This is a genomic window from Pseudoruminococcus massiliensis (assembly GCF_900291955.1).
GTDB lineage: Bacteria > Bacillota > Clostridia > Oscillospirales > Acutalibacteraceae > Pseudoruminococcus > Pseudoruminococcus massiliensis.
On the sequence record NZ_OLMR01000001.1, the window covers coordinates 132,030 to 158,722 of the forward strand.

At 38.8% G+C, this 26,693-nt stretch carries 22 protein-coding genes; 1 reads left to right on the forward strand and 21 read right to left on the reverse strand.

Annotation, left to right across the window (positions count from 1 at the left end; translation table 11 throughout):
- Positions 1 to 48: 48 nt before the first annotated feature.
- Complete coding sequence (locus tag C9914_RS00615) at positions 49 to 1,041, forward strand: M23 family metallopeptidase (RefSeq protein ID WP_106763242.1); 993 nt, start codon at positions 49 to 51, stop codon at positions 1,039 to 1,041.
- 237 nt (positions 1,042 to 1,278) lie between these two features.
- On the opposite strand, the gene C9914_RS00620 is transcribed toward C9914_RS00615, so the two are convergent.
- From C9914_RS00620 to C9914_RS00715, 21 genes are all read right to left on the reverse strand, one after another.
- Positions 1,279 to 3,900, reverse strand: a complete 2,622-nt coding sequence (locus C9914_RS00620) for a valine--tRNA ligase (RefSeq protein ID WP_106762741.1) — start codon at positions 3,898 to 3,900, stop codon at positions 1,279 to 1,281.
- A gap of 344 nt (positions 3,901 to 4,244) precedes the next feature.
- The gene (locus tag C9914_RS00625) at positions 4,245 to 6,431 is read right to left on the reverse strand and encodes a polyribonucleotide nucleotidyltransferase (RefSeq protein ID WP_106762742.1); all 2,187 of its coding nucleotides are present in this window, start codon (positions 6,429 to 6,431) and stop codon (positions 4,245 to 4,247) included.
- 296 nt (positions 6,432 to 6,727) lie between these two features.
- Entirely contained in the window at positions 6,728 to 6,991 is a 264-nt protein-coding gene (gene rpsO, locus C9914_RS00630) for a 30S ribosomal protein S15 (protein ID WP_022264901.1), read from the reverse strand.
- Positions 6,992 to 7,222: 231 nt separating this feature from the next.
- A complete protein-coding gene (gene leuS, locus C9914_RS00635; RefSeq protein WP_242972026.1) occupies positions 7,223 to 9,640 on the reverse strand; it encodes a leucine--tRNA ligase in 2,418 nt (805 codons plus the stop codon).
- A gap of 109 nt (positions 9,641 to 9,749) precedes the next feature.
- Positions 9,750 to 10,091: a ribosome silencing factor gene (gene rsfS, locus C9914_RS00640; RefSeq protein WP_022264903.1), complete on the reverse strand. Its 342-nt coding sequence runs from the start codon at positions 10,089 to 10,091 to the stop codon at positions 9,750 to 9,752.
- Between the two features lie 17 nt (positions 10,092 to 10,108).
- Complete coding sequence (yqeK, locus tag C9914_RS00645) at positions 10,109 to 10,675, reverse strand: bis(5'-nucleosyl)-tetraphosphatase (symmetrical) YqeK (protein WP_022264904.1); 567 nt, start codon at positions 10,673 to 10,675, stop codon at positions 10,109 to 10,111.
- Positions 10,676 to 10,818: 143 nt separating this feature from the next.
- Positions 10,819 to 11,418, reverse strand: a complete 600-nt coding sequence (gene nadD / locus C9914_RS00650) for a nicotinate (nicotinamide) nucleotide adenylyltransferase (protein WP_158707298.1) — start codon at positions 11,416 to 11,418, stop codon at positions 10,819 to 10,821.
- Between the two features lie 27 nt (positions 11,419 to 11,445).
- Positions 11,446 to 11,754, reverse strand: a complete 309-nt coding sequence (yhbY, locus tag C9914_RS00655) for a ribosome assembly RNA-binding protein YhbY (protein WP_106762748.1) — start codon at positions 11,752 to 11,754, stop codon at positions 11,446 to 11,448.
- A 6-nt stretch (positions 11,755 to 11,760) separates the two neighbouring features.
- Positions 11,761 to 12,366: an XTP/dITP diphosphatase gene (locus tag C9914_RS00660; protein ID WP_022264907.1), complete on the reverse strand. Its 606-nt coding sequence runs from the start codon at positions 12,364 to 12,366 to the stop codon at positions 11,761 to 11,763.
- Positions 12,367 to 12,396: 30 nt separating this feature from the next.
- On the reverse strand, positions 12,397 to 13,320 hold the full coding sequence (gene ftsY / locus C9914_RS00665; protein ID WP_022264908.1) for a signal recognition particle-docking protein FtsY: 924 nt from the start codon (positions 13,318 to 13,320) through the stop codon (positions 12,397 to 12,399).
- 39 nt (positions 13,321 to 13,359) lie between these two features.
- Positions 13,360 to 13,575 (reverse strand): DUF6897 domain-containing protein, encoded by a 216-nt coding sequence (locus tag C9914_RS00670; RefSeq protein WP_022264909.1) that lies wholly within the window; start codon positions 13,573 to 13,575, stop codon positions 13,360 to 13,362.
- 136 nt (positions 13,576 to 13,711) lie between these two features.
- Positions 13,712 to 17,287: a chromosome segregation protein SMC gene (gene smc, locus C9914_RS00675; RefSeq protein WP_106762751.1), complete on the reverse strand. Its 3,576-nt coding sequence runs from the start codon at positions 17,285 to 17,287 to the stop codon at positions 13,712 to 13,714.
- A 77-nt stretch (positions 17,288 to 17,364) separates the two neighbouring features.
- On the reverse strand, positions 17,365 to 18,378 hold the full coding sequence (locus tag C9914_RS00680; RefSeq protein ID WP_106762752.1) for an elongator complex protein 3: 1,014 nt from the start codon (positions 18,376 to 18,378) through the stop codon (positions 17,365 to 17,367).
- On the reverse strand, positions 18,375 to 19,073 hold the full coding sequence (gene rnc / locus C9914_RS00685) for a ribonuclease III (RefSeq protein ID WP_106762754.1): 699 nt from the start codon (positions 19,071 to 19,073) through the stop codon (positions 18,375 to 18,377). Before rnc ends, C9914_RS00680 begins: the two co-directional genes overlap by 4 nt.
- A 6-nt stretch (positions 19,074 to 19,079) precedes the next feature.
- Positions 19,080 to 20,084: a phosphate acyltransferase PlsX gene (plsX, locus tag C9914_RS00690; RefSeq protein WP_022264913.1), complete on the reverse strand. Its 1,005-nt coding sequence runs from the start codon at positions 20,082 to 20,084 to the stop codon at positions 19,080 to 19,082.
- Between the two features lie 27 nt (positions 20,085 to 20,111).
- Entirely contained in the window at positions 20,112 to 21,428 is a 1,317-nt protein-coding gene (gene trmFO, locus C9914_RS00695; RefSeq protein ID WP_106762756.1) for a methylenetetrahydrofolate--tRNA-(uracil(54)-C(5))-methyltransferase (FADH(2)-oxidizing) TrmFO, read from the reverse strand.
- Between the two features lie 74 nt (positions 21,429 to 21,502).
- Complete coding sequence (locus C9914_RS12050; RefSeq protein WP_443958550.1) at positions 21,503 to 21,682, reverse strand: hypothetical protein; 180 nt, start codon at positions 21,680 to 21,682, stop codon at positions 21,503 to 21,505.
- Between the two features lie 273 nt (positions 21,683 to 21,955).
- Positions 21,956 to 24,076 carry a type I DNA topoisomerase gene (gene topA, locus C9914_RS00700; protein WP_106762757.1) on the reverse strand — a complete coding sequence of 707 codons (2,121 nt, stop codon included), beginning with the start codon at positions 24,074 to 24,076 and terminating at the stop codon, positions 21,956 to 21,958.
- A 52-nt stretch (positions 24,077 to 24,128) separates the two neighbouring features.
- Positions 24,129 to 25,352, reverse strand: a complete 1,224-nt coding sequence (gene dprA / locus C9914_RS00705) for a DNA-processing protein DprA (protein ID WP_158707299.1) — start codon at positions 25,350 to 25,352, stop codon at positions 24,129 to 24,131.
- 25 nt (positions 25,353 to 25,377) lie between these two features.
- Positions 25,378 to 26,160 carry a TrmH family RNA methyltransferase gene (locus C9914_RS00710; protein WP_242972027.1) on the reverse strand — a complete coding sequence of 261 codons (783 nt, stop codon included), beginning with the start codon at positions 26,158 to 26,160 and terminating at the stop codon, positions 25,378 to 25,380.
- Positions 26,141 to 26,656, reverse strand: a complete 516-nt coding sequence (locus C9914_RS00715; protein WP_106762762.1) for a shikimate kinase — start codon at positions 26,654 to 26,656, stop codon at positions 26,141 to 26,143. Before C9914_RS00715 ends, C9914_RS00710 begins: the two co-directional genes overlap by 20 nt.
- Between the last annotated feature and the right edge of the window lie 37 nt (positions 26,657 to 26,693).

Here is a 26,693-nt window from a genome sequence, read left to right on the forward strand (position 1 = left end):
TCTAAAAAAGGAATTTTATTTTTGCCACTGCATATAGTTATAAAGGTGATGAATTTGAAGAGAGTTATTTCTTTATTTCTAATGGCATTTGTTGCAACCTCTATAATTATGCTCTGTATGACAGGTGCTAAGGAAAAGGATTTTATACGCTATGTTGAATTTAATGTAACATATCCAGCCTTAGAAACTGCTATGAAACTCGATATAGATTCGCAAGATGATGAAATAAAACTAAATTGGATAGATATGCTTGCCTATTTAGGGGCAAAATATAGTGGGGACTTTTCAAGCTATAAGGAGAGCGACTTAAAATTCATAGCCGAAAAACTTTCAAGCGGTGAAAAAATATCCGATTTAACTAAAGATATGAAGTATTATTCATATTACCGAGAAGCTTATGGAGCAATACTTGATGGTTTTCTTGGCGAATATACCGAAAAATCAACGGACGAAAACGGCAAAACTACCGAAACAAAAAAGTATGGTTTGAAAGTTTATTCTCCTATTGCAAAAACCTTTCCATATTCACATTATGACGATTTTGGAGCATCACGAACATATGGCTATAAACGTCAGCACTTAGGACACGATATGATGGCGGCTGTCGGAACACCTGTTATAGCAGTCGAGTCCGGAACAGTTGAAATTATGGGTTGGAACCAATATGGTGGTTGGAGAATTGGTATCCGTAGTGCTGATAAGAAAAGATATTACTACTACGCACATTTAAGACAAAATCGACCATATCAATGCGATATGGCTGAAGGCAAAACAGTCAATGCAGGAGATGTTATCGGATATGTTGGTCGAACAGGTTATAGCACAAAAGAAAACACAAACAATATAGACACAAGCCACCTTCATTTTGGTTTACAGCTTATTTTTGATGAGAGTCAGAAGGAGTGTGACAACGAAATTTGGATAAACCTCTACCCTATCACACTTCTGCTCGAAAAAAACAAATCTGAAGTTTGTCGTATTTCAGAAACAAAAGAATTTTATAGTATTTCATCAATGCAAGAAATTGCAGAAAAAAATTAAAACAACTTGATTTTAATTAAAATATTAAGTGGGGATAAAATCCGCCGCTTGAGAAAAAAGAGATGTTAAGGGCTTTGCCATTAAAACACACGAGGGATTTCGTCCCTCAACCCTACAAACCTTTGAAGAGGCTTGCAATGAAACTTTTGAGTTTCTTAGAGAAATATATTCGTTAATAAAAATGCGATAAACTCATAAATCGAGTTTATCGCATTTTGTTTACTTAAAACTATATAATTACTTCAAAGCTGACATAGCTGCCTCGATAAGAGAAATTTTCTCAGTCATCTTTTCAGCAGTTGCCTTAACCTTGTCCACAACAGCCTGTGGAGCTTTTGATACAAACTTCTCGTTTGCAAGCTTGCCCTCTGCCATTGCAAGTTCTTTTTTAGCTGTTTCAAGCTCTTTGTTAAGACGCTTGAGTTCAGCTTCCTTGTCAACAAGCTCGTCCATCGGAATATAAATTTTTGCATCTGCTGTGACTATTGTTACAGCGCCCTCAAGCTCGAATGATTCTCCGATTTCAACTTCGTTTGCACTTGCAAGCTTGATTATAAACTTCTCACCATTTACATATGGTTTCTGTTCCTTAGCCGCAATATAGACTTTAGCTTTTCTTGAAGGTGGTACATTCATTTCTGCACGACGGTTTCTGATAGCCTTAATAGCTTCCATAACCATTTCCATTTCGTGAGATGCCTCAGGGAAATTGAGAGCCTCATCATACTCAGGATAAGCCTGTGTCATAATTGTTTCGCCCTCGTGTGGAAGTGACTGCCAGATTTCCTCAGTGATGAATGGCATAAATGGGTGGAGCAAAAGAAGTATCTTTGTAAGAACCCATACAAGAACCTGTCTTGCATTCTGTGCGGATTCGCCCTCAGACTGCAAACGAGATTTTGCAAGCTCGATATACCAATCGCAGAAACAATCCCAGATAAAGTCATAGAGCTTCTGAACAGCAATTCCAAGCTCGAACTTGTCGAGATTTTCACGAATTTCCTTTGTATAGGTGTTAAGTGTGCTGATAATCCACTTATCCTCTGCTTCAAGCTTTTCAGGAAGCTCGTTCTTGACATCATAATCATCAATATTCATATGAACGAAACGGCTTGCATTCCAAAGCTTATTTGCAAAGTTACGGCTTGCCTCAACCTTTTCATCAGAGAAACGCATATCGTTTCCTGGGCTGTTACCGTTTGCAAGAGTAAAGCGAAGTGCATCAGCACCATATTTGTCAATAACCTCAAGTGGGTCAATACCGTTGCCGAGTGATTTAGACATCTTTCTGCCCTGTGCATCACGAACAAGTCCATGAATAAGAACCGTATCAAACGGAGCCTTTCCTGTCTGCTCAATGCCAGAGAACATCATACGCATAACCCAGAAAGGAATAATATCATAGCCTGTTACAAGTGTGCTTGTAGGATAGTAATGCTTGAAATCCTCAGTTTCTTCAGGCCAGCCAAGGGTTGAGAAAGGCCAAAGTGCAGAGCTGAACCATGTATCAAGTGTATCAGGGTCTTGCTCTATATTTTTGCTTCCGCACTTTCCGCAAGCACATGGAGTTTCAGAAGAAACAGTAATCTCACCGCAATCAGAGCAGTACCAAGCAGGGATTCTATGTCCCCACCAAAGCTGACGGGAAATACACCAGTCACGAATATTTTCGAGCCAGTGGAAGTAAATCTTATCAAATCTCTGTGGAATAAACTTTGTTTCGCCGTTCTTAACAGCGTCAATAGCAGGACCTGCAAGAGGCTTCATCTTAACAAACCATTGCTTTGAAACTCTTGGCTCGACAGTTGTTCCGCAACGATAGCAAGTACCAACATTATGAGAGTAGTCCTCAATCTCGACCAAAGCACCCTCTTCTTTAAGGTCAGCAACGATTGCTTTTCTTGCCTCATATCTGTCCATACCTGCATACTTAGGATAATCCTCAGTAATCTTTGCATCAGGAGTAAGAACATTGATAACCTCAAGATTATGACGAAGACCAACCTCAAAGTCATTAGGGTCGTGAGCAGGTGTAATCTTAACAACACCTGTTCCGAAATCCATTTCAACATAGCTATCTGCAACAACAGGAATTTCTCTGTGCACAATAGGAAGAATAAGTGTCTTGCCGACAATATCCTTATATCTTTCATCATCAGGGTTTACAGCTACGGCAGTATCGCCCAAAAGAGTTTCAGGACGAGTTGTAGCAAGTTCAAGATAACCGCTTCCATCTTTGAAAGGATAACGAAGATGCCAGAAATGTCCCTGCTGTTCCTCATACTCAACCTCAGCATCAGAAATTGATGTTAAGCAGTGAGGACACCAGTTGATAATTCTTTCACCACGATAAATAAGACCCTTGTTATAGAGTTTCTCAAAAACTGTATTAACTGCCTTGTTGCAGCCGCTGTCAAGAGTAAAGCGTTCTCTGTCCCAGTCACAGCTTGAACCCATTTTCTTGAGCTGTTCGCAGATTCTTCCGCCGTACTGTTTCTTCCAATCCCATGCTCTTTCAAGGAATTTTTCTCTGCCGAGGTCATCTTTAGTAAGACCTTCTTTTTTCATAGCTTCAACGATTTTAGCCTCAGTAGCAATAGACGCATGGTCTGTTCCAGGAAGCCATAATGTATCGAATCCACTCATTCTATGATAACGAATCAAAATATCCTGTAAGGTATTATCAAGAGCGTGACCCATATGAAGCTGACCTGTAATATTAGGCGGTGGCATAACTATTGTGTAAGGCTTCTTATCCTTTTCACACTTAGCGTGGAAATATCCGCCTTTCAGCCAAAATTCATATGTTCTGTCTTCAACCTCACTTGGATTGTAAGCTTTAGCAAGCTCTTTTGCCATCTCTATCAATATCCTCCTTTTATTTCTTTTGTCGGGGCTTCACCCCGAAACCAAACACAGGCTCTGCCGTAGGTAACTTCATAAGCAGTTGCCTTTGAAAGTGTTTTTATAATCTATAAGCGAATACATTTCGCCACTACAAGTTTATTAATTAATTGGTAATTACTTCATACACAACAGCAAACTTCCCAAACTCACCACAAGTGAAACTTGTCGAGCAATTCCACATTTTGACTACAGAGGTACTCCGTCAGGGAAACCCCTACGAAAAATATTTCATTATAATGCTTTTCTATCCTTCTGTACTTAGAAAAGTATAAAGTATTTCGCTGTCTTAGGAAATCTTACTGATTGTTCTTTGGTCTGAAACCGCCCTTACCTCTGTTTCCGCCATTGCTTGGTCTGCGTGGTGGAAGTTCGTTTTCAGGTGTTAAGCCCTCTACTTCAATAAGAGCCTCTCTGCGAGAAAGATTAAGTCTGCCCTTATCATCAACCTCAAGAACCTTAACTATAACTATATCTCCAACATTTACTACATCTGTAACTTTTTCTGTACGCTTAACATCAAGCTGTGAAATGTGGCAAAGTCCTTCTTTTCCTGGTGCAATCTCTACAAATGCACCGAAATCCATTATTCTTGTAACCTTACCCTTATAAATTGCACCTGGCTCTGGGTCGTGTGCAATAGTTTCAACAATACCCAATGCACGCTTGCAGTTATCAAGGTCTATACCACTGATGTAAACATGGCCGTCCTCTTCAATATCCATTTTAACATCACATTCAGCACAAATCTTTTGGATAACCTTTCCGCCTGAACCGATAACCTCTCGAATCTTATCAACAGGAATAATTGTTGAAAGCATCTTTGGAGCATACTTAGAAAGCTCCTTGCGTGGTTCAGGAATAACAGGAAGCATAATATCGTCAAGGATATAATCTCTTGCCTTATGTGTCTTATAGAGAGCCTCTTTAATCATTTCAGGTGTAAGACCGCTAATCTTCAAGTCCATCTGAATAGCTGTGATACCCTCGTGTGTACCAGCAACCTTAAAGTCCATATCGCCGAAGAAGTCCTCAAGACCTTGAATATCAACCATAGTCATCCAGCGGTCGCCCTCTGTTATAAGTCCGCAAGAAATACCTGCGACAGGTGCTTTAATTGGTACACCTGCGTCCATAAGTGCAAGTGTAGAACCACAGATAGAACCCTGTGAAGTTGAGCCGTTAGAGGAAAGAACCTCTGAAACCAATCTCATTGTATATGGGAACTCCTCAACTGGAGGAATAACAGGTACTAAAGCTCTTTCAGCCAACGCACCATGACCTATTTCTCTTCTTCCCGGACCTCTTGAAGGCTTTGTTTCGCCAACAGAGTATGATGGGAAGTTATAGTGATGAATATATCTCTTAGATTCCTCATCATCAATGCCATCAAAATTCTGCTGTTCATTGACTGGACCAAGAGTTGCAACAGTAAGAACCTGTGTCTGACCTCTCGTAAACATACCTGAACCATGAACTCTTGGAAGAAGTGAAACTTCTGCTGCAAGTGGTCTGATTTCGTCCATGCCTCTGCCGTCTACACGCTTTTGCTCATCAAGAAGCCAGCGACGGACAACTGTTTTTTGTGTGAGGTAAAGGCACTCATCAATCTTCGCTTCGGAATCAGGATAAATTTCGTCAAATTTCTCATGAACCGCCTCATAGATAGGCTTTAGTCTTTCGTCACGAACCTTTTTATCATCTGTATCAAGAGCAAGCTTTATATCCTCGATAGCAAAATCTCTGATACCCTCGAACATTTCCTTTGCAGGCTTATTACTTGGATATTCAAACTTAGGCTTACCAATTTCTCTTTGAGCCTGCTTAATAAACTCAATGATTTTTTGGTTAGCTTCATGACCTGCCATAATACCGTTATACATAACATCATCAGGAACAATATTTGCACCCGCTTCAATCATAGCGATTCTGCTGTCTGTTGAAGCAACTGTAACAGCCATTTGTGAAAGTTCACGCTGTTTCTTTGTTGGGTTAATAATAAATTCGCCGTCAATCAAGCCGACAGAAACGCCTGAAATAGGGCCATTCCAAGGAATATCTGAAATGCTAAGAGCAAATGATGTACCAATCATTGCTGCGATTTCTGGCTGACAATCAGGGTCTACGCTCATAACTGTGCAGACAACAGAAACATCATTTCTCATATCCTTAGGGAAAAGTGGTCTGATTGGGCGGTCTATAACTCTTGAAACAAGAATAGCCTTATCAGAAGGACGGCCTTCACGCTTTGTATAAGAACCAGGAATTTTGCCAACAGAATAAAGCTTTTCCTCAAAATCAACAGACAATGGGAAAAAATCTACACCATCTCTTGGTTTTGCGGCTGCTGTTACTGCAACATGAACACAAGTTTCTCCGTATCTTACAAGGCAAGAGCCATTTGCAAGCTGAGCCATTTTTCCTGTTTCAATTTTCAAAGGGCGTCCTGCAAATTCTGTTTCATAAACCTTAAAATTTTCAAACATTTATTTTCCTCCATTTTAATATTTTATTGGCAAAAATTCTGTCTTTAGCAATGAAACCAAGATATAAGCTATGATGTGCAAAAAGTAGCTGTGACAGCTTAAATATCCTCGTTTCACTGATAAAGGCGAATAATTGCCTATTTCTAATAAAGAAAAGGCAGTCTGTGATATAAACAGACTGCCCCGAAACCGTATAATAGCAGAATTTAGCTATTTTCGGATTAATTTTGCAACTAAAATGCCTCGTCGAATCCGTATGCGAAATAACACACAATCGTGCAGCATTCAGCCACTTATTACTTACGGATGCCGAGTCTTGCTATGATTGAACGGTAACGCTCGATGTCAACCTTAATGAGGTAGTTGAGGAGTGAACGTCTTTGACCAATCATCTTGAAAAGACCTCTTCTTGAGTGATGGTCCTTCTTATGAGTCTTGAGGTGCTCAGTAAGGTCGTTGATTCTCTTTGTGAGAAGAGCAATCTGAACCTCTGGTGAACCTGTGTCGCCTTCGTGTGTAGCATACTCTTTAAGTATTGCTTCTTTTTCTTCTTTAAGCATTAATTTTTCCACCTTTTAATAAATTTACCCTACTTAAAAAAGCTGAATCTCAGAAAAAGGATGTGGAATTCCAAATTGAAATTATCAATTTTATGGCTTAAACCTATAACCGAGATTAGGGCAATCAGCCTTATAATTATATCACGCAAAAATCAATTTGTAAAGTATATTTTATATGTTTTTACAAGTTGATTTAAAGAAAAAAATATTTCAAATTGTAGTTGATTTATATTATTTTGCGACAATGTTTACAAGCTTGCCCTTAACATAAATTTCTTTGATTATATTTTTACCCTCTGTAAATTCTGCAACCTTTGGTTCAGCCTTTGCAGCAGCAAGAGCAGTTTCTTGGTCTGCGTCAGCCTCGATTGTAATTCTCGCACGAAGCTTACCATTAACCTGAACAGCAATTTCAACTGTATCGTCCTTGCACTTGCTTTCGTCATACTTAGGCCATTCCTGTTCGCAAGCAAGTCCTTCGCCAAGCTTAAGCTCAGCAAAAACTTCTTCAGTAACATGAGGTGCAAATGGATTCATAAGAATTGTGAAAATACGCAGTTCTTCTCTTGTGATAGACTTTGTATTATAAATATCGTTGATAAGAGCCATAAGGGTTGCAATAGCAGTATTGAACTTCAAAGTTTCAATATCTTCAGAAACCTTCTTTATAGCCTTATGGAAGTTGCTTTCGAGTTCAGGACGGATACCGCCGTCTGTAAGCATTGATGCAAGTCCATAATATCTCTCAATAAATCTTCTGCTTCCCTTGATACCAGATGTACTCCATGGAGCAGCCTTCTCAAAATCACCGATAAACATTTCGTAAACACGCATAGTATCTGCACCATACTCATTTACTATGTCATCAGGATTTATAACATTGCCCCTTGATTTACTCATCTTCTCGCCGTTTTCGCCAAGAATCATACCATGGCTTGTACGCTTTGCGTATGGCTCCGGAGTAGGAACTACACCAATATCATAGAGGAACTTATGCCAGAAACGGCTATAAAGCAAGTGGAGAGTTGTATGCTCCATACCGCCGTTATACCAGTCAACAGGTGACCAATAATTCAATGCCTCTGGAGATGCGAGAGCCTCATCATTGTGTGGGTCCATATATCTGAGGAAGTACCAAGATGAACCTGCCCACTGTGGCATTGTATCTGTTTCACGCTTCGCTGGCTTTCCACACTTAGGGCAAGTTGTATTTACCCATGAATCAATAGCTGCAAGTGGAGATTCGCCGTTATCTGTTGGCTCATATGATTCAACATTTGGAAGCTCAAGTGGAAGTTCACTTTCAGGAAGTGCAACTGTTCCGCAACAAGGGCAATGTACAATCGGAATAGGCTCACCCCAATATCTCTGACGAGAGAAAACCCAGTCACGAAGCTTATAATTGACCTTTGAATGTCCAACTTTCTTTTCTGTGAGGAACTCAACGATTTTCTTCTTAGCCTCATCAACAGTAAGTCCATCGAGGATTCCGGAATTAACCATAATTCCTGTTGCACAATCTGTAAATGCTTCTTCCTGAACATTTCCGCCCTTAACAACTTCGATAATTGGAAGGTCAAATTTCTTTGCAAATTCCCAGTCACGAGTATCGTGTGCAGGAACAGCCATAATAGCACCTGTTCCATAAGAAACAAGAACATAGTCAGAAATGAAAATAGGAATCTGTTTGCCATTTACAGGGTTTATAGCCTCGACACCTTGAAGCTTAACACCTGTCTTATCCTTAGCAACCTCTGTACGCTCAAAGTCAGATTTCTTTGAAGCCTCATACTGATAGCTACGAATCTCATCTATGTTTGTGAGTTTATCTGCCCACTTCTCAATAATTGGGTGTTCAGGAGAGATAACCATATATGTTGCACCATAGAGAGTATCCGGACGAGTTGTATATATAGTGAGTGTATCACCCGTAGTTGTAGAGAAATCAACCTCTGCACCTGTTGAACGGCCAATCCAGTTTTTCTGCTGTGCCTTAACTCTATCAGGATAATCAACAAGGTCAAGGTCATTAATAAGTCTTTCTGCATACTCAGTAATCTTGAGCATCCACTGTGACTTAACCTTTCTTACAACCTCGCTATGGCATCTCTCACAAACGCCGCCGACAACTTCTTCATTTGCAAGAACACACTTACAAGAAGTACACCAGTTTACAGCCATTTCTTTCTTATATGCAAGACCATGCTTATAGAGTTGGAGGAAAATCCACTGTGTCCACTTAAAGTATTTAGGGTCAGTTGTGTTAATTTCTCTGCTCCAATCGAATGAAAGACCAAGTGCCTGAAGCTGAGCCTTAAAATGTGCTACATTTTGCTTTGTAACTTCAGCAGGGTGAATATGATTCTTAATAGCAAAGTTCTCTGTTGGAAGTCCGAATGCGTCCCAACCGATTGGATAAAGAACATTATAGCCCTCTAAGCGTCTTTTTCTTGAAACAATGTCAAGAGCAGTATATGAGCGTGGGTGTCCTACATGAAGTCCCTGTCCTGATGGATATGGAAATTCTACAAGAGCGAAGAACTTAGGCTTTTTGCTATTCTGCTCTGCGTGGAATACACCCTTATCTTCCCAGATTTTCTGCCATTTTGATTCGATTTTCTTGTGGTCATACTTTTTTTCAAAGCTCAATTTATTTCTCTCCTTAGTTGCAATTTTGCGGTTATCCGCCGCTTGCATCAAGTGTTTCGTTTGTAATGGTTTTGCCCTATAAAAAACGAAACTTTTAATTTTATCAAGATTATTCTATGTCAATAATTTCTCCGTCCTGCCATAATCTTTCGAGGTCATAATATTCTCTTGCCTCGTCAGAGAAAACATGGACTACTACATCTACATAATCAAGAAGTATCCAAGAATTCGAGCGATAGCCCTCAACATGGCTTACGCTGATTCCTGCTTCATCAAGCTGTGCTTCAACCTCATCAGCAAGAGCCTTAACATGAGTGCTTGAAGTACCTGTTGCAATTACAAAATAATCTGCAATCGCAGAAATATCCTGAATTTTTATAACCTTAATATCAAGTGCCTTTTTGCTGTCAAGAGCCTTAACAGCCATCTTTGCTGTTTCTAATGATGTCATATATTTCCTCCGTAAATTTATTTTTTCTTAAGAATAACCTCGTTATATGCGTCGAGTGTATCTTTTGCTATTGCAAGTCGTCTATGAGCCAAATCCTCTATGCTAAAGCTAAGTCCTTCAATCATAGCTGCTTCAAGACTTTTATCAGCCGCCTTGCGAATTTCATCTACACCGTCATAATCTCTTTCGGCAGATGTAAAATCAGAAATGAAAATTATCTTTTCAAGCAATGACATTCCACCTCTTGCAGTTGTATGATAACGAACCGCATTGAGAATATCTTCATCATCAATCCCAAGAACGATTTTGATATATCCACTTCCTGAAATTGCGTGCCAAAGCTTTGTTGAGTTTGCCTCAAGCGGAGAAAGCTCTATTCCGGCTTTCTTCATAATTTCAAGCTGTTCTTCCTCTGAGGTTTCTTTTGTAATATCGTGCAAAATTCCTGCGATAGCAGCTTTTTCTACATCAGCACCATACTTTTTCGCAAGTCGCACAGCCTCCTTAGATACATTCTTAGAATGTTCAAAGCGAGCATCCTTTAATCTCGGACGAATAATCTTTTCGTAATCCTTGACATTCACAGCACAAAACCTCCAAGCCATTTCATCAAAATCTAAGTTTATATCTTTTATATATGATAACCTATTTCCAAGCCCTCGTCAATGAGAACAGCCTGAACATATCCAATATTTTTTCCGTTTTTCAATAAAATAGGATAACATTTTTATAAATACAAGCCTTTTTCAAGAATATAATTTTCAACCTGCTTAGGAACGAGTTTATCAATAGATTTTCCATTCTCGATAGCTTTTCGGATTTCACTTGACGAAACCTCTGGCAAAGTAAGGTTAAGCACCTGTGTTTCAGCACCTATTGATTTCAGAAAAGGTTCTCTGTCGATTAGCTCTTGTCTGCCACTGATTCCCTTTCTCGGAACTCCACATATTATTGCAAGCTTAAAGATTATTTCTGGATTTCTCCAAGTTTCTATTGAAAGAAACATATCCGCTCCCATAATCAGAAATAAATCATCAGTAGGATATATAGAATGTAATTCTTGCAAGGTTTCATAAGTATAGCTTTTTCCGCCACGCTTAATTTCTATATCAGAAATTTCCGCCTTTGGGATATTATCAATACAAAGCTTGCACATTGCTATTCTATCCTCTGGAGAAACTGGTGATTTAACCAATTTGTGTGGAGGTAAGAATGACGGTACAACAAGAAGTTTATCAAGATTAAGCTCACTGATAATTCCTTTTATAAGCTGAATATGTCCGTTATGTATTGGGTTAAAGCTACCTCCAAACATTCCTATCCGCACACGATTCACCTCATCTTGTTATATCAATCACTTTTTCTTAGACGCCTTTGGAAGAACAATTTTAGGCTCTTTGTCATTTCTTCTGTATAGAACAAACTTTGAGCCAATAACCTGTACAACCTCGCTGTTTGTTGCCTTTGCGATTTCTTCAGCAACTTCTCTTGGAGTAATCTCCGCAGAATTAAGAACTTTACCCTTAATAAGCTCACGAGCTGCTAAAGCGTCATCAGCCTGCTTAATAATATTTTCATTCATATTGCCCTTGCCTACCATAATAATAGTATCAATATCAACTGCAAGGGAACGCAAAAATGCTCTTTGTTTACTTGTCATAATATCTCCTTAAAATTTCTTTTCCTTTAATTTTTCTCTCAGCTTTTCAGCCAAGGCTCTGAGAGCCTTTCCTCTGTGGCTCATTGCATCCTTTTGTATGCTTGAAAGCTCTGCAAAGGTTTTGTTATCATCTGTGAAGAAAATTGGGTCATAGCCAAAGCCATTGTTTCCTCTTGGTGCAAAGCCAATCGAGCCATCGCAAGAGCCTTCAACCTCAATCTTACTGCCATCAGGGAAGTAACAGCAAATAGCACAAACAAAATGTGCTGTACGCTGACCATCAGGCGTATCCTTAAGCTCAATCATAAGCTTTTCAATCTTTTCCTCATCAGATGCACCCTCGCCCGCATATCTTGCAGAATAAACTCCAGGCCTGCCACCAAGAGCATCGACCATAAGTCCTGAATCATCTGCAATAGCAGGCATACCTGTTGCTTTACAAGCACTCTTTGCTTTAAGCTCTGCATTTTCTGCAAAGGTCTTGCCTGTTTCATTAACCTCTGGCAATTTCGCTCCGCACTCCTCTGCAGAAATAACGGAGATTCCGAGTGGTTTTAAAATTCTGTCAAATTCTTTAATTTTATTTTCGTTATGTGTAGCAGCTATATAAATCATATTATAACCTCCTGTAAAATAGGCAGTTTATTATTCTTCCTTGCTATCTTTTGTGAAAAGTGCTTTTGCAAAATCTGACGGATTGAATGGCTGTAAATCATCAATCTGTTCACCAACACCGATATACTTAACTGGAATTTTAAGGTCGTCCATAATTGCAAGAACAACTCCGCCCTTAGCTGTACCATCAAGCTTTGTAAGAACAATACCGGTAATTCCTGCGGCATTTTGAAATTCTCTTGCTTGATTGACAGCATTCTGACCTGTTGTTGCGTCAAGCACAAGAAGAACCTCTTTATCAGCATCAGGAAGCTCTCTGTCTATAACTCTGTTAATCTTAGCAAGCTCGTCCATAAGGTGCTTTTTGTTGTGAAGTCTTCCTGCTGTATCTGCGATAATTACATCACTTCCCTTAGCCTTTGCCGAAGAAATTGCATCGAATACAACAGCTGCAGGGTCTGAACCCTCTTGTTGCTTAATAATATCCGCACCAGAACGCTCTGCCCATATTTCAAGCTGGTCGATTGCGGCGGCTCTAAAGGTATCTGCGGCGGCAAGCGTAACTTTTTTTCCAGAACGAACAAGATTTGCAGCAATCTTACCGATAGTAGTAGTTTTACCAACTCCGTTTACACCTATTACAAGAATGATTGACGGCTTTGTATTTATCATCAATTCATTTGAATTGCCAAGCATATCAGCAATAACATCAGCCAATAGGTCGTGAATCATTGCAGGGTCTGTAATGCCCTCTTTTTTAACTCTTTTTCTAAGCTCATCACAGATATGCTCAGAGGTTGTTACACCTACATCGCCCATAATAAGCAATTCCAAAAGCTCCTCAAAAAGTTCCTCATCAATCTTTGTAAAGGACTTTAGCATTGTATCAATCTGACCGACAATAGCGTCCCTTGTCTTTTTAAGTCCCTCTTTTATTTTCTTAAATAAACCCATATATTTATCATTCCTTTACTACAAGAATATGTTTAAGACTCAATCCAAAACTACTGATTTTTTCTTTCCATTTTTCTTTCGTGGATATTCTCTGATTCTCACAACAAAATCAAGATTTACAGCTTCAACAGTATTTCCTGTTTCTAAAAGCAAGGCGTTTTTTGAAATTTCCTTTATAGTACCCTGAATTGAAGAGTTATTGAATGTATATATAATACATTCTTTATCTATAAAGTTTTTTGCTAGTTCCAACATTTTCTCTTTATCTCCTTTTTTTCTTTTGAGATTCACAATAGTATAATTTTCTTTTTGCTTTCTTATAAAAAGAAGCAAAATTATGGCGATAAATATTATTAGAGCTGGAATCAACATATCACTTCCATATAAAATTTCATCGAGCCTTTAAGCCGAGTTTTTGCTCAATTTCAGATGCTCTCAATTCAAGCAATTTAGATATACCCTCGTCCTGCATTGTAACACCATAAAGTACATCAGCTTCTTCCATAGTTCCTCGACGATGTGATATACAGATAAACTGTGTCTTGTCATTCATACGGCGAAGATATTGTGCGAATCTGTCAACATTAACATCGTCAAGAGCCGCCTCTATTTCGTCCATTACGCAGAATGGTGCAGGGCTTACTTTCATTATAGCAAAATATAGTGCGATTGCAACAAGAGCTTTTTCTCCGCCAGACAAAAGCTCAATATGCGATACAATTTTTCCTGGAGGTGAAACCTTTATTTCAATTCCCGTTGTAAGAACATTGTCTGGGTCTGTGAGAGAAAGTTCTCCGCTTCCGCCTCCAAAAAGCTCCAAAAATGTCTGCTTGAAGTTTTCGTTTATAAGTGCGAAACGCTCTACAAAAATATCCTGCATCTGATGTGTAAGCTCATCTATGAGTTTAAGTAATTCTGCTTTTGAGGTTTCAACATCGCCAATCTGAGTTTTAAGGAATTCATATCTTTCGCTGACTTCCTTATATTCATCAATAGCTGAAACATTAACACTTCCTAAAGCACGAATTTTTTGCTTTAATTCCGAAAGTCTGCGTTGTGCTTTTGGAACATCTGGAATTTCCGGAGCTTTTTCTTCTGCCTCACGCTTAGTAAGTTCATATTCTTCCCAAAGCTTAGAAATAATTGTGTCATACTCATTTTGGAGATTATCTTTCTTTTCAGAAAGTCTTGCAAGTTCACCACCTAAGCGTTCACGCTTTGCAGTTTCTTCACGCTCGTCCTGACGGAGCTTTGTCTGCTGTTTTTCAAGCTCTATTCTTACCTGTGATTGTTCAGTAATAAGACTTGAATTACCTTTAGATTGTTCAGAAAGAGCCTTAGCCTGTGCGGTAAGCTCATCAATCTTAGCTTTAAGCTCAATATTTTTTGCCTTAATGCTTTCACTCTCTGAATTGAGGGCTTCAATTCTGCCGCTTCCCGAATTTTTTCTAAGTATAAAGCTTTCTATATCAGCATTGAGAGCCTCTATATCCTTTTCAGTTGTAACAATAGAAAGTCTTGTTTCCTGCAAACCGTTTGAAAGTTCCTCTCTTTTTTTGAGAAGCTCTTCTCTACTTCCTGAAAGAGTTCCCGCAAGAGATTCAAGTTCAGCTATTTTTTGCTTGTATTCTTGAGTGAGTTTTTCAGCCTCTTTACGCTCAAGTTTAAGTGATTCTATTCTCTCGTCAGACCTTGCATAATCTGTATTAAGCTCTGCAAGAAGTTTTTGAGTGCTTTCAATTTCAGATTCACGGCTCTTTTTTTCAGCCTCAATTTTAACCTTATCGCCCTGCATAATATACAGTTCGCTTTGAGCCGTTGAAAGTTCAAATTTTATTTTTGAACTTTGTTCTGATGCCTTTCTTAGCTTTTCGTTAGCCTGTTCAAAATCTTCTTTAAGCTTTTGTGCCTGATTCTTGATACTTTCGATTTCGCTTGCTCTGCCGAGAAGTCCGGCACTTTTTGCAAGAGAACCACCAGTAAGTGAACCGCCAGCATTGACAACCTGTCCATCAAGTGTAACAACCTTAAAGCGGTAACTATATCTCTTTGCAATATTTACAGCACAATCGAGATTTTCTGCTATAACGATTCTGCCAAGCAAAGAACCAAGAATACCCTTATAACAATCCTTACAGGAGCATAATTCAGAAGCTATACCGATAAAGCCCTCACACTGCTCCAAGCCACGCTCATTGAAATCTCTTGCTTTAATAGTCGCAATCGGTAGGAAAGTCGCACGACCACCGTTACAGCGTTTCAAAAATGCAATGGCCTTTTTAGCGTCTGCGTCTGTATCTGTAACTATGTTCTGCATAGCACCGCCAAGAGCCGTTTCAACGGCTGTACTGTATTCCTTAGGAACAGAAATAACTCTTGAAACAGGGCCATGTATTCCAGTTAAACCACCATTCTTAACTTCTCGCATAACCGTTTTAACGCTTGCAGCAAAACCCTCAAGATTGCGTTCCAAATCCTCTAAAAGCTTTGCTTTTCTGAAAAGCTGTTCACTGTCAAGACGAAGCTTTTCGGCACTGGCTTTCAATTCCTCGCATTGACGGCTTTTTTGCTCAAGCCTTAATTCACAACCCTTAGAAACATTAGTAAGCTCAGTTATTTTTTCATCGCAATCGGAAAGCATTCGTCCATAATCTGCGATAATCTTTTTGAGTGTTTCGATTTGAGATGTTCTTTCCTTAATGTTATTCTCAAAGGAATCCATTCTCGCACTTATTTCAGAAATTGATGTTCCCGAAGTCATATATTTAACATTAGCCTCGGCAAGCTCTGCTGTCAGCTTAGAAAGCTCTGCATTTATTGACATAAGCTTGTCACTGCTTTCGCTTTCACCGTCACGCAAGGTATTTAGCTTTTCAAGATATGTATTAAGGCTATCCTTTAACCTTGAAAGCGTTGTTTCTTTTTCCTTAATAAGCTGATGTTTTTTCTCGATTTCTGCATCTATCTCAACAGAACTGCGTTTTGTTTCGTCTATATCTGATGCAATTCTTGAAACAGTTTCCTGATTATGAAATATGTCGTTTTGAAGAACATTAACCTCTGCACGCTTGCCAGCCGCTTCCTCATCAAGACGGAAAGTTTCTGAACGCAAGGCTTCAATCTTCGCTGTAATATCGCTCTGCTTTGAGAAAAGTTCTTCAGTTTTAGCCTCAATATCCGTAAGAGCCTTTTGCGTTTCGTCATATTGGCTTTGTGCTATTGCTATTTTATCCTCCTGCTCTCTCAAAAGTCTTGTGGATTTATCAATAGTTTTCAGCCACAAGCCTATCTCAAGACCACGCTTCTCTTCCGCATATTCAAGATACGACTTTGCTTTCTCTGATTGTATTCTAAGTGGCTCTACACGACCTTCGAGTTCAGAAAGTATATCACGCAAACGAACAAGATTTTCTTCGGTTCTGCCAAGTCTGCGTTCTGCATCAGCTTTTCTGTAACGATAGCGTGAAATCCCCGCCGCTTCCTCGAAAATCTCTCGTCTGTCCTCACTCTTTGCTGCAACGATAGAATCAATCTTGCCCTGACTAATCATAGAATATCCGTCACGGCCAAGACCTGTATCCATAAACAATTCATGAATATCCTGCAAGCGAACTACGGTATTATTTATAAGATATTCACTTGCGCCCGAACGATAATATCTTCTTGTAACGGAAACCTCGTCTTTGTCAAAATCAAGAGTTCTGTCGCTGTTGTCGATAGTAAGAGTTACCTGTGCAAAGCCTGTTCTTTTACGGTTTTTTGCACCGTTAAATACGACATCTTCCATCTTTGAGCAACGCAAAGTTTTCGGCGACTGCTCGCCGAGAACCCAACGCATAGCGTCACTTATATTACTTTTTCCGCTTCCGTTAGGGCCAACAACTGCTGTTATTCCCTTAGTAAAACTAAGTCTGGTCTTATCCGGAAAAGTTTTAAAGCCTTGAAGCTCAAGGGATTTTAATATCACTGTATCACCACATCTACAAATTATATTTTGGAGTTTCGCTCCAAAATTGACGGCAATTAACCGTTCTTATGGACAGTTTACATCATTGGCACTTGCCGAAGCTTCACCTCATATCTTTCCAAACGCATTTCTTGACGAACTATTACATTAAATCCAAGTCGATTTAATCTGTCAATATTCTTGCGTTTTTGTCCGACAAACCTTGAAACAGAACGAGGATTGACATAAACCTCTATAGTACCTTTATGTATACCGCTCTTTTCAAGCTCTTTTATGCAGTTGCTATACATAATCTCGCTTTCACAAAGTTCACGAAAGGCAGGGTGAAATGCTCCTGCCGCCATACCCTCACGCAGACTGTCGCTGTCATGAAGACCTAAGCGAATGACATTTATATGTCGATTTTCAAAGTACAGCAAAAGTTCAGCACAAAGCTTTACAGCGTCCTCGAGCGTCTGCGGCTGATAATCCTTAGACCTATATAGTTCATAAAGCTCTGTTCCCTTGATAACCACCGTAGGATAAATTCTGACCGTATCAGGATTGAGGTCGGCTATTTCGTAAGCGCTTTCCCTGTCACGCTCATCATTGCTCTTATAAAGTCCTGTCATCATTTGAAGTCCGAGAGAAAAACCGTCCTCAGAAATCATCTTTGAGGAATTTATAATATCGGCTCTTGTATGACCTCTTTCGTTAGCCGCAAGAACCTCATCATTCATACTTTGAGCACCAAGCTCTATTGCAGTAACTCCATACTTATGAAGTATATCAAGAATCTCGCTATCAATAGCATCTGGACGGGTTGAAATTCTTATACCTGCAAATTCACCCGATTTAACGACAGGAGCAGCAGCTGAAAGCAGACTTTCCATATAATTCTTGTCAATAGCCGTAAAGCTTCCGCCAAAAAATGCAATTTCTGCATTTTTAGTATTTTCTTTCAGACTTTCTCTTGCGATAGTTATTGCATTTTTCACATCGTTTGTGCAGGGCTGGCTTTGCTGTCCTGTGATTTCACGCTGATTGCAGAAACTGCAATTATGCGGACAACCGTTGTGCGGTACAAAAATCGCTACATTTGAGTGTTTCAATATCCCATCAACTCCAATGCTTCCCTTGCCGCTTGCTGTTCAGCTTCCTTCTTGCTTCTTCCGCCACCCTTGCCAATTTTATTGCTGTTAAGTCTTACCTCAACAGTAAAATGCTTATCGTGGTCGGGACCACTCTCGCCAACAAGAACATATGTTATTTTTTCTTCAGGATTTTTCTGAATAATCTCCTGTAAGGTTGTCTTATAATCCTTAAAGCTAAAGCTTCTCGGAGAATCTAATTCAGGCTTTACAAAATCCATAATAAATCTTCCGGCTGGTTCTATTCCTCCGTCAAGGTAGATAGCTGCAATAAGTGCCTCAAAAGCATCAGCAAGGATTGACGGACGCTCATTGCCATGAAGATTTGCCTCACCGTGACTTAATCTTATAAAATCTCCGAGGTGTATTGTTCTTGCGAATTTAGATAATGTCTTTTCGCAGACAAGAGCCGCTCTCAGCTTACTGAGGTCGCCCTCTGGATAATTCGGACAATTCTTAAAAATATAGTCTGAAACCACAATACTAAGAACAGAATCACCTAAAAATTCAAGTCTTTCATTGCTTTTGTCACCGCGCTTAGATTCATTCGCATATGATGAATGAGTCAAAGCATTTTTCAGAAGCTTAATGTTTTTAAATTTATATTCGATAGCGTTTTCAAGCTCATCTAAGTTAGTTTTTCTTTGAGCATTCATAATTCATCAGCCTCCATTTTTCAGAACCTCCAGCTCACGCTGGATTTCTCCGATAACATCTTTTTCTGTATAATCTATAACCGATTTAATAGCACTGATAAAGGTATCCGCCTTAGCACTGCCATGTGTTTTAAGAACAGGCTTTGCCACACCCATAATAGGAGCAGCACCATAGTTATTGTAGTCCATATATGCTTTAAGCTCTTTCATATCTTTAAGAACAAGTGCAGCCGCAAGCTTTGTCTTAAAATTCTTCATAAACAGCTCTTTAATTTTAAGCATAAGAGCAGATGCAACACCCTCATACATCTTTACGATAATATTTCCAGTAAAGCCATCAGCAACAATTACATCAGCCGCATCGTGCGGAATATCTCTTGCTTCTATGTTTCCTATAAAGTTAATCGGTGCTTCTTTAAGCAATGCAAAAGCCTTGTGCTGAAGCTCACCGCCCTTGTGGTCCTCTGTGCCAACATTTGCGAGAGCAACACGAGGATTTTTAATTCCGCATATCTTATCCATATAAACCGAACCCATAATGCCAAATTGCTGTAGCATTTCAGGACGGCACTCAACATTTGCACCGCTGTCTATCAAAAGAACTTGTCCCTCTACCTTTGGCATAAGCGGAGAAAACGCAGGTCTTTTAATACCCTTAATACGCTTAACAATCATAGTTGCACCCATAATCAAAGCACCGCTGTTTCCAGCTGAAAGAAAGGCATCTGCACCACCACTTGCAAGAAGCTTCAAGCCAACAGCCATAGAGCTTTGATTTTTTGACTTCATAATATCGCCTGCCTCGTCCTCCATTGTTATCACATCTGGAGCATCTTCTATACCGATTCCTGCGATTGATATATTATTTTCTTTTGCGGTCTTTTCAATAATTTCCTTACTTCCTACAAGGATAATCTCAATATTATTATAAACCTCAAGAGCCTTAACACAGCCCTTAATTACTTCTAAAGGTGCATTATCTCCGCCAAATGCGTCAACTATAATTTTCATTGCAATTTACCAACCTTTCTTTTGATTTTAAGCAAGTGCGAAATCGACCTTTACTTTCTCAAGAGCATCTAAAGCACAAGCCGAATGTTTAGCTGCTCTTTCTCTTTTATCACGAATTTTTTCTTCAAGTGGAGGAAGTATTCCGATATTTGCACCCATTGGCTGAAAATCCTTAACACTCTCATCTGCAATATATCGTGACAAAGCACCTATCATTGTTTCTTTTGGGAGAGTTATTGTTTCAATATTATTTAGTCGTCTTACTGCATTAATTCCCGCAATAAGTCCGCTTGCACCAGATTCCATATAACCCTCTACACCCGTAATCTGTCCTGCAAAGAAAATATTTGCATTTTCTTTCATAGAAAAATCTGAATTTAATATTCTCGGCGAATCAAGAAAAGTATTTCTGTGCATAACTCCATATCGAATAAATTCCGCATCATGCAAAGCAGGTATCATAGAGAAAACTCTCTTTTGCTCTGGAAATTTCAGATTTGTCTGAAATCCGACTAAATTATACAGCGATTTTTCTGCATTTTCTGTCCTAAGCTGTAGAACCGCCCAAGGTCTGTGTCCTGTTCTCGGGTCACGCAAGCCGACAGGCTTCATCGGTCCGAAACGAAGTGTATCGTGTCCACGCTGTGCAAGTATCTCAACAGGCATACAGCCCTCATATACCTTCGGATTCTGAACATCTACACCATGCAAAGGTGTTCTTTCCGCTGAAACCAAAGCCTCATAAAAAGCCTCATATTCATCTTTATTCATAGGGCAGTTAATATAAGCATCATCTCCGCCCTTGTCATATCTTGAGGCGAAAAACGCTTTTTCCATATCAATACTTTCAGCCGTCACAATAGGAGCCGCCGCATCAAAAAAGCTCAATCCACCGCCACAGATTTTTTGTATCTCTGCGGATAATACTTCGCTTGCAAGAGGTCCTGCCGCAATAACAGTAATCGCATCATTCGGAATTTCTGTAACTTCCTTTTCGATAACTTCAATTAGCGGATTATTTCTGATTTCTTTTGTCACCATAGCAGAAAAATCATCTCTGTTTACTGCCAAAGCACCTCCAGCAGGAACAGCACACTTATCCGCACATCTCATCAAAAGAGAATCAAGCCTACGCATTTCCTCCTTGAGTAAACCTGCGGCACTTTCTACTCTAAGTGCCTTCAGAGAGTTTGAACAAATGAGTTCGCAAAATAAATCGCTCTTATGTGCGGCTGTCTTTTTTGTTGGTTTCATTTCAAAAAGCCTGACATTTATGCCACGCTTAGCAATCTGATAAGCACACTCACAGCCCGCTAATCCCGCACCAATTACATTTATATACATCATTTCACCTCTTTAAAGCCAAAGAATAATTTTTTATAATTCTTTATCTCAGCTTCGGTTTTGCACATTCATTCTCAAACGATAGAAATTAGTTTGAGTTTTCCTACCCATCTATCCAATATAGCCAACATTCTTACAATGGCATTTTCACTGCTAAGGCTTTTTTCAAGACTCTGATTATCAAACTTGCTAAAGTAATTATAAAAAATATTATGACTAAATTTTCTACTGTTAATTATTTTCTTGTTAGCTATTTTTCAACATTCCAAGCGAGATTTATAAGGATATTCATTGCATAATCTAAAAATCACTAAACCAAGCAGTCCTATCCCAATCAAAATAATCTGTTCTGAATACTTCTTGCCATCATAACGAATAGCAACACGACCATTATAGTCTGGAACTTTACTATACGAGGTAACAAAATATTAAATATGCCATCTCGGTGATTGTGCAAGCTATTCATTTTCCAGCTTATTTCGTATGCCATTTTATGTTGCCATATAAACTCCAATATCAGCTAAAAATCAATTTTCTTCTTCAAGTGGCTTTGAGAAACCGCAACCTTCTGCCTGACAGAAAAGTGTTGGCTTCTTGCCAGCTTTCTTATAAAGAACAGCTCCGCAATTAGGACATTTTTCTTCTGATGGCATATACCAAGAAACAAAATCACATTCAGGATAATTTTCACAACCATAGAACACTCTGCCACGCTTAGTTTTCTTTACTATTACATCTCCACCACATTTCGGACAATGAACTCCTGCCTTAACAACAAATTTCTTGATGTTCTTACACTCAGGCCAACCTGGGCAAGCAATAAACTTACCATATCTTCCGAACTTAACAACCATTTGTCTGCCACAAAGCTCACAAGTAATGTCCGTTTTATCCTGTTCAAGCTCTATCTTAACATCTTTCATTTCCTCTTTAGCTTTTTTAAGAGTTTTATCGAAATCACCATAGAAATCAGCAAGCAAATCTTGCCACTTGCACTTACCCTCTTCAACAGTATCAAGGTCACTTTCCATCTGAGCAGTAAATTTTACATTTACTATCTTCGGAAAACGCTCTTTCATAAGCTTAGTTATAACCTCTCCTAATTCAGTCGGAATAAGGGTTTTAGATTCACGCTTAACATACTCTCTTGATGTAATTGTAGAAATAGTTGCCGCGTAGGTTGACGGTCTGCCGATTCCATATTCCTCAAGAGCCTTAATCAAAGACGCTTCTGTATATCTTGCTGGTGGCTGTGTGAAATGCTGATTTGGCGAAATAGTCTTTACACGAAGTTCCATACCCTCTTTGAGTGGTGGAAGCTCTTGTTCGCTTTCCTCATCAGTATCCTTGCTTTCAACATAAAGAACTGTAAAACCATCAAAATCCACACGATAGCCCGATGCCTTAAAAATATAATTTCCTGCAAGAATTTCTGCTGATGTTGTCTTATGAATACAGTCAGACATCTGACAAGCAATAAAACGCTCCCAAATAATTTTATAAAGCTTATATTGCTCTGGTGTAAGGCTATCCTTAACCTTATCAGGTGAAAGCTCTATCGTTGTTGGACGAATAGCCTCGTGTCCGTCCTGAGCATTTGAACGAGATTTATACTTTCTCGGTTCAGACGGAAGATACTTATCTCCCCATCTCTGCTGAATATAATCTCTTGCACCATTAAGTGCGTCATCAGAAAGTCTTAGAGAGTCAGTTCTCATATAAGTAATTAAACCAACTGCACCCATTCCCTCGATTTCAACACCTTCATAAAGTTCCTGAGCAATACGCATTGTACGCTTAGACTGGAAGCCAAGCTTTCTTGAACATTCCTGTTGCAAAGTTGAAGTAATAAACGGTGGAGCAGGCTTTCTTGTTCTTCTTCCGTTTTTAACCTTACCAACCTTAAAGCTTTCGTTTTCGAGTTCAGCAAGAATCTGATTAGCCTTTTCCTCATTGCGAATATCAAGCTTTATGCTACTATTTTTATCCTTAATGCGAAGTGTTCCCTCGATATTATCATAAAGTGACGCTGGGAAAGCCTTGCGTTCACCCTTTGGAATAAACTTTGCATCAATAGTCCAATATTCCTCAGGCTTAAATGCACGAATCTGTTCTTCTCTATCGACAATAATTCTTACTGCAACAGATTGAACACGACCTGCAGAAAGACCTTTTCTGATTTTTTGTGCAAGAAACGGACTAAGCTTATAACCAACAAGTCTATCAAGAATGCGTCTTGCCTGCTGTGCATTAACAAGGTCTATATCTATACAGCGTGGATTCGCCATACCATTTGTAACACCTGTCTGTGTAATTTCATTAAATGTAACACGGTTTTTCTCATCAAGTGGCAAATCGAGCAAATATGCAAGATGCCAAGAAATAGCCTCTCCCTCACGGTCGGGGTCGGTTGCGAGAAAAATCTCTTCACTTTTTTCAGCACGCTTTTTAAGTTCTTCTGCAAGTTCTTCCTTTCCCTTAATTATATCATACTTTGGCTTAAAGCCGTGTCTTATATCAACACTTAAACGCTTTTCGGGCAAATCTCTTATATGACCCATTGAGGCAACTACCTCATAGCCCGAACCTAAATATTTTTTAATTGTCTTAGCCTTTGCAGGTGACTCAACAATAACTAGCTTTGACACTCAAGTTTCCTCCGTAATATAAATTTAATGCAATATTTATGTTATCTTAAAATCAGCCTTTTGCTATATATTTACCTCCGACAACTGATTCTATGTAGCCAAAAATTTCAAGCTCAGTAAGAGCCGAAAGTAATTCGTGTATAGGCATACCCGTTTTCGCTGAAATATAATCAGTTGTCACAGGCTCATCACTCAGCACCATAAATACCTTTTTAGAAGCTTCCGAAACATCTGTCGGAATTTTTTTTATAGGTTTTTCTTCTGGTTTTGATTCTTCAATCGCAAAATCAGAAGTGCTGTCTACACTATCTTCAACAAAAATCGGCTTACAAATTTTTTCAACTTTTTCATTATAATCTATTTTCGCGAAATAATTCAAGTTATTCTTTTTAGTATCATACCAATTTAAAATATCATTTGGCTCTATTGCTGCTGAATATCCAAGCCTTAAAAGCTCATTAGAGCCTTTATTTTCTCTGAAAAAAATACTTCCTGGAATAGAAAAAAGCTTTCTTCCCTCTTTAATAGCATCGTTTGCCGTTATCAAAGCACCGCTTTTTTCTCCTGCCTGAACAATAAGTGTACAATCAGAAAGCCCACAGATTATTCTATTTCTAAGAGGAAAATTCTTTGCAATAGGCGGATACCCTGGTGGGAATTCCGAAACAACTGCACCATTTTCTGCAATTTTCTCATACATTGGAATATTTTCCATAGGATACCCAACATCTATTCCACAGCCAAGAACACTTATAGTTGTTCCATAGGCATTAAGCACAGCTCTATGTGAGGCTGTATCAACACCAAATGCACCTCCGCTGACAACTGTTGCCCCCGATTCAGCAAATGAAAACGCAAAGTCATTCGCTGCATTTAATCCTTGACTTGTTGCATTTCTTGAACCCACCATAGCAACAGACAATTTCCCGTCAAGCTTAGGCATTTTACCCTTAACATAAAGTAAAACAGGTGGTGCAGAAATAGCACGAAGCTTATCAGAAAACAGCTCATCATCATATGTTATTATGTCATATCCAAGCTTTTCGCAATCATTAAGAATTTTCCTTGCCTTAGATAAATCCTTATTGATAAGCCTTTTTATAATGCTTGGTGTAAGACATTTACAAGCTTTATAGTCACGCTCTGAAGCATTATAAAAATTTACGGCTGTTTTAAAAAATGATATACTATTTTTAAATGTTTTATCAATAATAACAAATTTATTAACACCAAATACACATTGCAGCCACAGATAGTATATTATATCTTTTCTCAAGAGTATTCCTCCACACAGCAACATATCACTTACTTCTGATAAGTTCCCACATCAAAATAGCGGCAGCAGCAGACGCATTAAGGGATTCAGCCCTTCCTCCCATAGGAATTTTAATTCTTTGTGAGCAGGCAGAAATAGTTTCATCTGTAAGACCCGCACCCTCATTTCCTATAAGTACGATTCCACTCCTTAAATCAAGTTCAGTAACAGATATAGCATCTCTCGGAGTTGCGGCATATGTTTTTATTCCTTTTTTAGTAAGCTCAGAAATAAACTCAGTAAAGTTTTCAGCAATGCAGAATTTCATTCTGAACACAGCCCCCATACTTCCCCTTGCGACCTTAGGCGAATAAACATCACAGCAATCTTCCGAAAGTATTATTCCATCAAGACCTAACGCTTCTGCCGTCCTAAGTATAGTTCCGAGATTAGACGGGTCGCTGATATTTTCCAAAGCAACATAACGCCCCGTATTTTCTATTTTATCAACTAAAATGCTTTTGTCAAGCATAGAAATAACGCAAAGCAAGCCTTGCGGCGATTTTGTATCGGAAATTTTCAAGAAAATGTCAGCACTAACTTCAATTTTTTCGCAGCCAGAATCCGATATTAACTTGAAATCGTCCGAATATTTTTCCATAGCTTGTTTTGTATATACAAGCTTATTTATTTTTGCACCTGATAAAGCCGCATCTCTGCAAAGTCTTACACCCTCAACAGTAAAAAGGCCTGCATCTCTCCTTTGCTTTGCACTTTTTTGCAGCTTAATAATTTCTTTAATATTGGGATTATCTCTGCTTGTTATCATATTCATTGCACTTCTCTTTTATATATAATGCTGTTTCAGGTATTGCCATACCATTCTCATCAACTATAACATCTGCATATTTTTCATATAGCGGAATGCGTTCATTATAGAGGTCGAGCAAAGTCTGTCCTTCTTTTATAGAAACTCCACGCTGTGTAAGGTCACCAAGTCTGTTTGCAATTTCTTCATAAGGAAGTCTTATGTATACAACTATTCCTATTTTCTTAAAATGCTCCATAGCTTCTTTGCCATAAATAACACTTCCGCCTGTCGCAATAACAGAACGACTTACATCTATCGAAGCATTTATTTTATTTTCTATCTTATTAAAGCCATCTAAACCTTCCTGAGCTATTATTTCGCTTAAAAGTCTGCCATCTTTTTCCTGAATAAGCAAATCTGAATCCAGAAAGGAATATCCTATAATCTTAGCTAAAATTACGCCCACAGTACTTTTTCCACAGCCTGGCATACCTATTAAAATTATATTTTTCATATTAAAAATCCTTTTCATAATATAAATAAATGCACCT

Coding starts and splice junctions, on each gene's coding strand:
- C9914_RS00615 (WP_106763242.1), top strand. CDS start 49: ATGAATTTGAAGAGAGTTATTTCTTTATTTCTAATGGCATTTGTTGCA.
- C9914_RS00620 (WP_106762741.1), bottom strand. CDS start 3,900: ATGGCAAAAGAGCTTGCTAAAGCTTACAATCCAAGTGAGGTTGAAGAC.
- C9914_RS00625 (WP_106762742.1), bottom strand. CDS start 6,431: ATGTTTGAAAATTTTAAGGTTTATGAAACAGAATTTGCAGGACGCCCT.
- rpsO (WP_022264901.1), bottom strand. CDS start 6,991: ATGCTTAAAGAAGAAAAAGAAGCAATACTTAAAGAGTATGCTACACAC.
- rsfS (WP_022264903.1), bottom strand. CDS start 10,091: ATGACATCATTAGAAACAGCAAAGATGGCTGTTAAGGCTCTTGACAGC.
- C9914_RS00660 (WP_022264907.1), bottom strand. CDS start 12,366: ATGATTTATATAGCTGCTACACATAACGAAAATAAAATTAAAGAATTT.
- ftsY (WP_022264908.1), bottom strand. CDS start 13,320: ATGGGTTTATTTAAGAAAATAAAAGAGGGACTTAAAAAGACAAGGGAC.
- C9914_RS00670 (WP_022264909.1), bottom strand. CDS start 13,575: ATGTTGGAACTAGCAAAAAACTTTATAGATAAAGAATGTATTATATAT.
- rnc (WP_106762754.1), bottom strand. CDS start 19,073: ATGAATGCTCAAAGAAAAACTAACTTAGATGAGCTTGAAAACGCTATC.
- plsX (WP_022264913.1), bottom strand. CDS start 20,084: ATGAAAATTATAGTTGACGCATTTGGCGGAGATAATGCACCTTTAGAA.
- trmFO (WP_106762756.1), bottom strand. CDS start 21,428: ATGTATATAAATGTAATTGGTGCGGGATTAGCGGGCTGTGAGTGTGCT.
- C9914_RS00710 (WP_242972027.1), bottom strand. CDS start 26,160: ATGATAACAAGCAGAGATAATCCCAATATTAAAGAAATTATTAAGCTG.
- C9914_RS00715 (WP_106762762.1), bottom strand. CDS start 26,656: ATGAAAAATATAATTTTAATAGGTATGCCAGGCTGTGGAAAAAGTACT.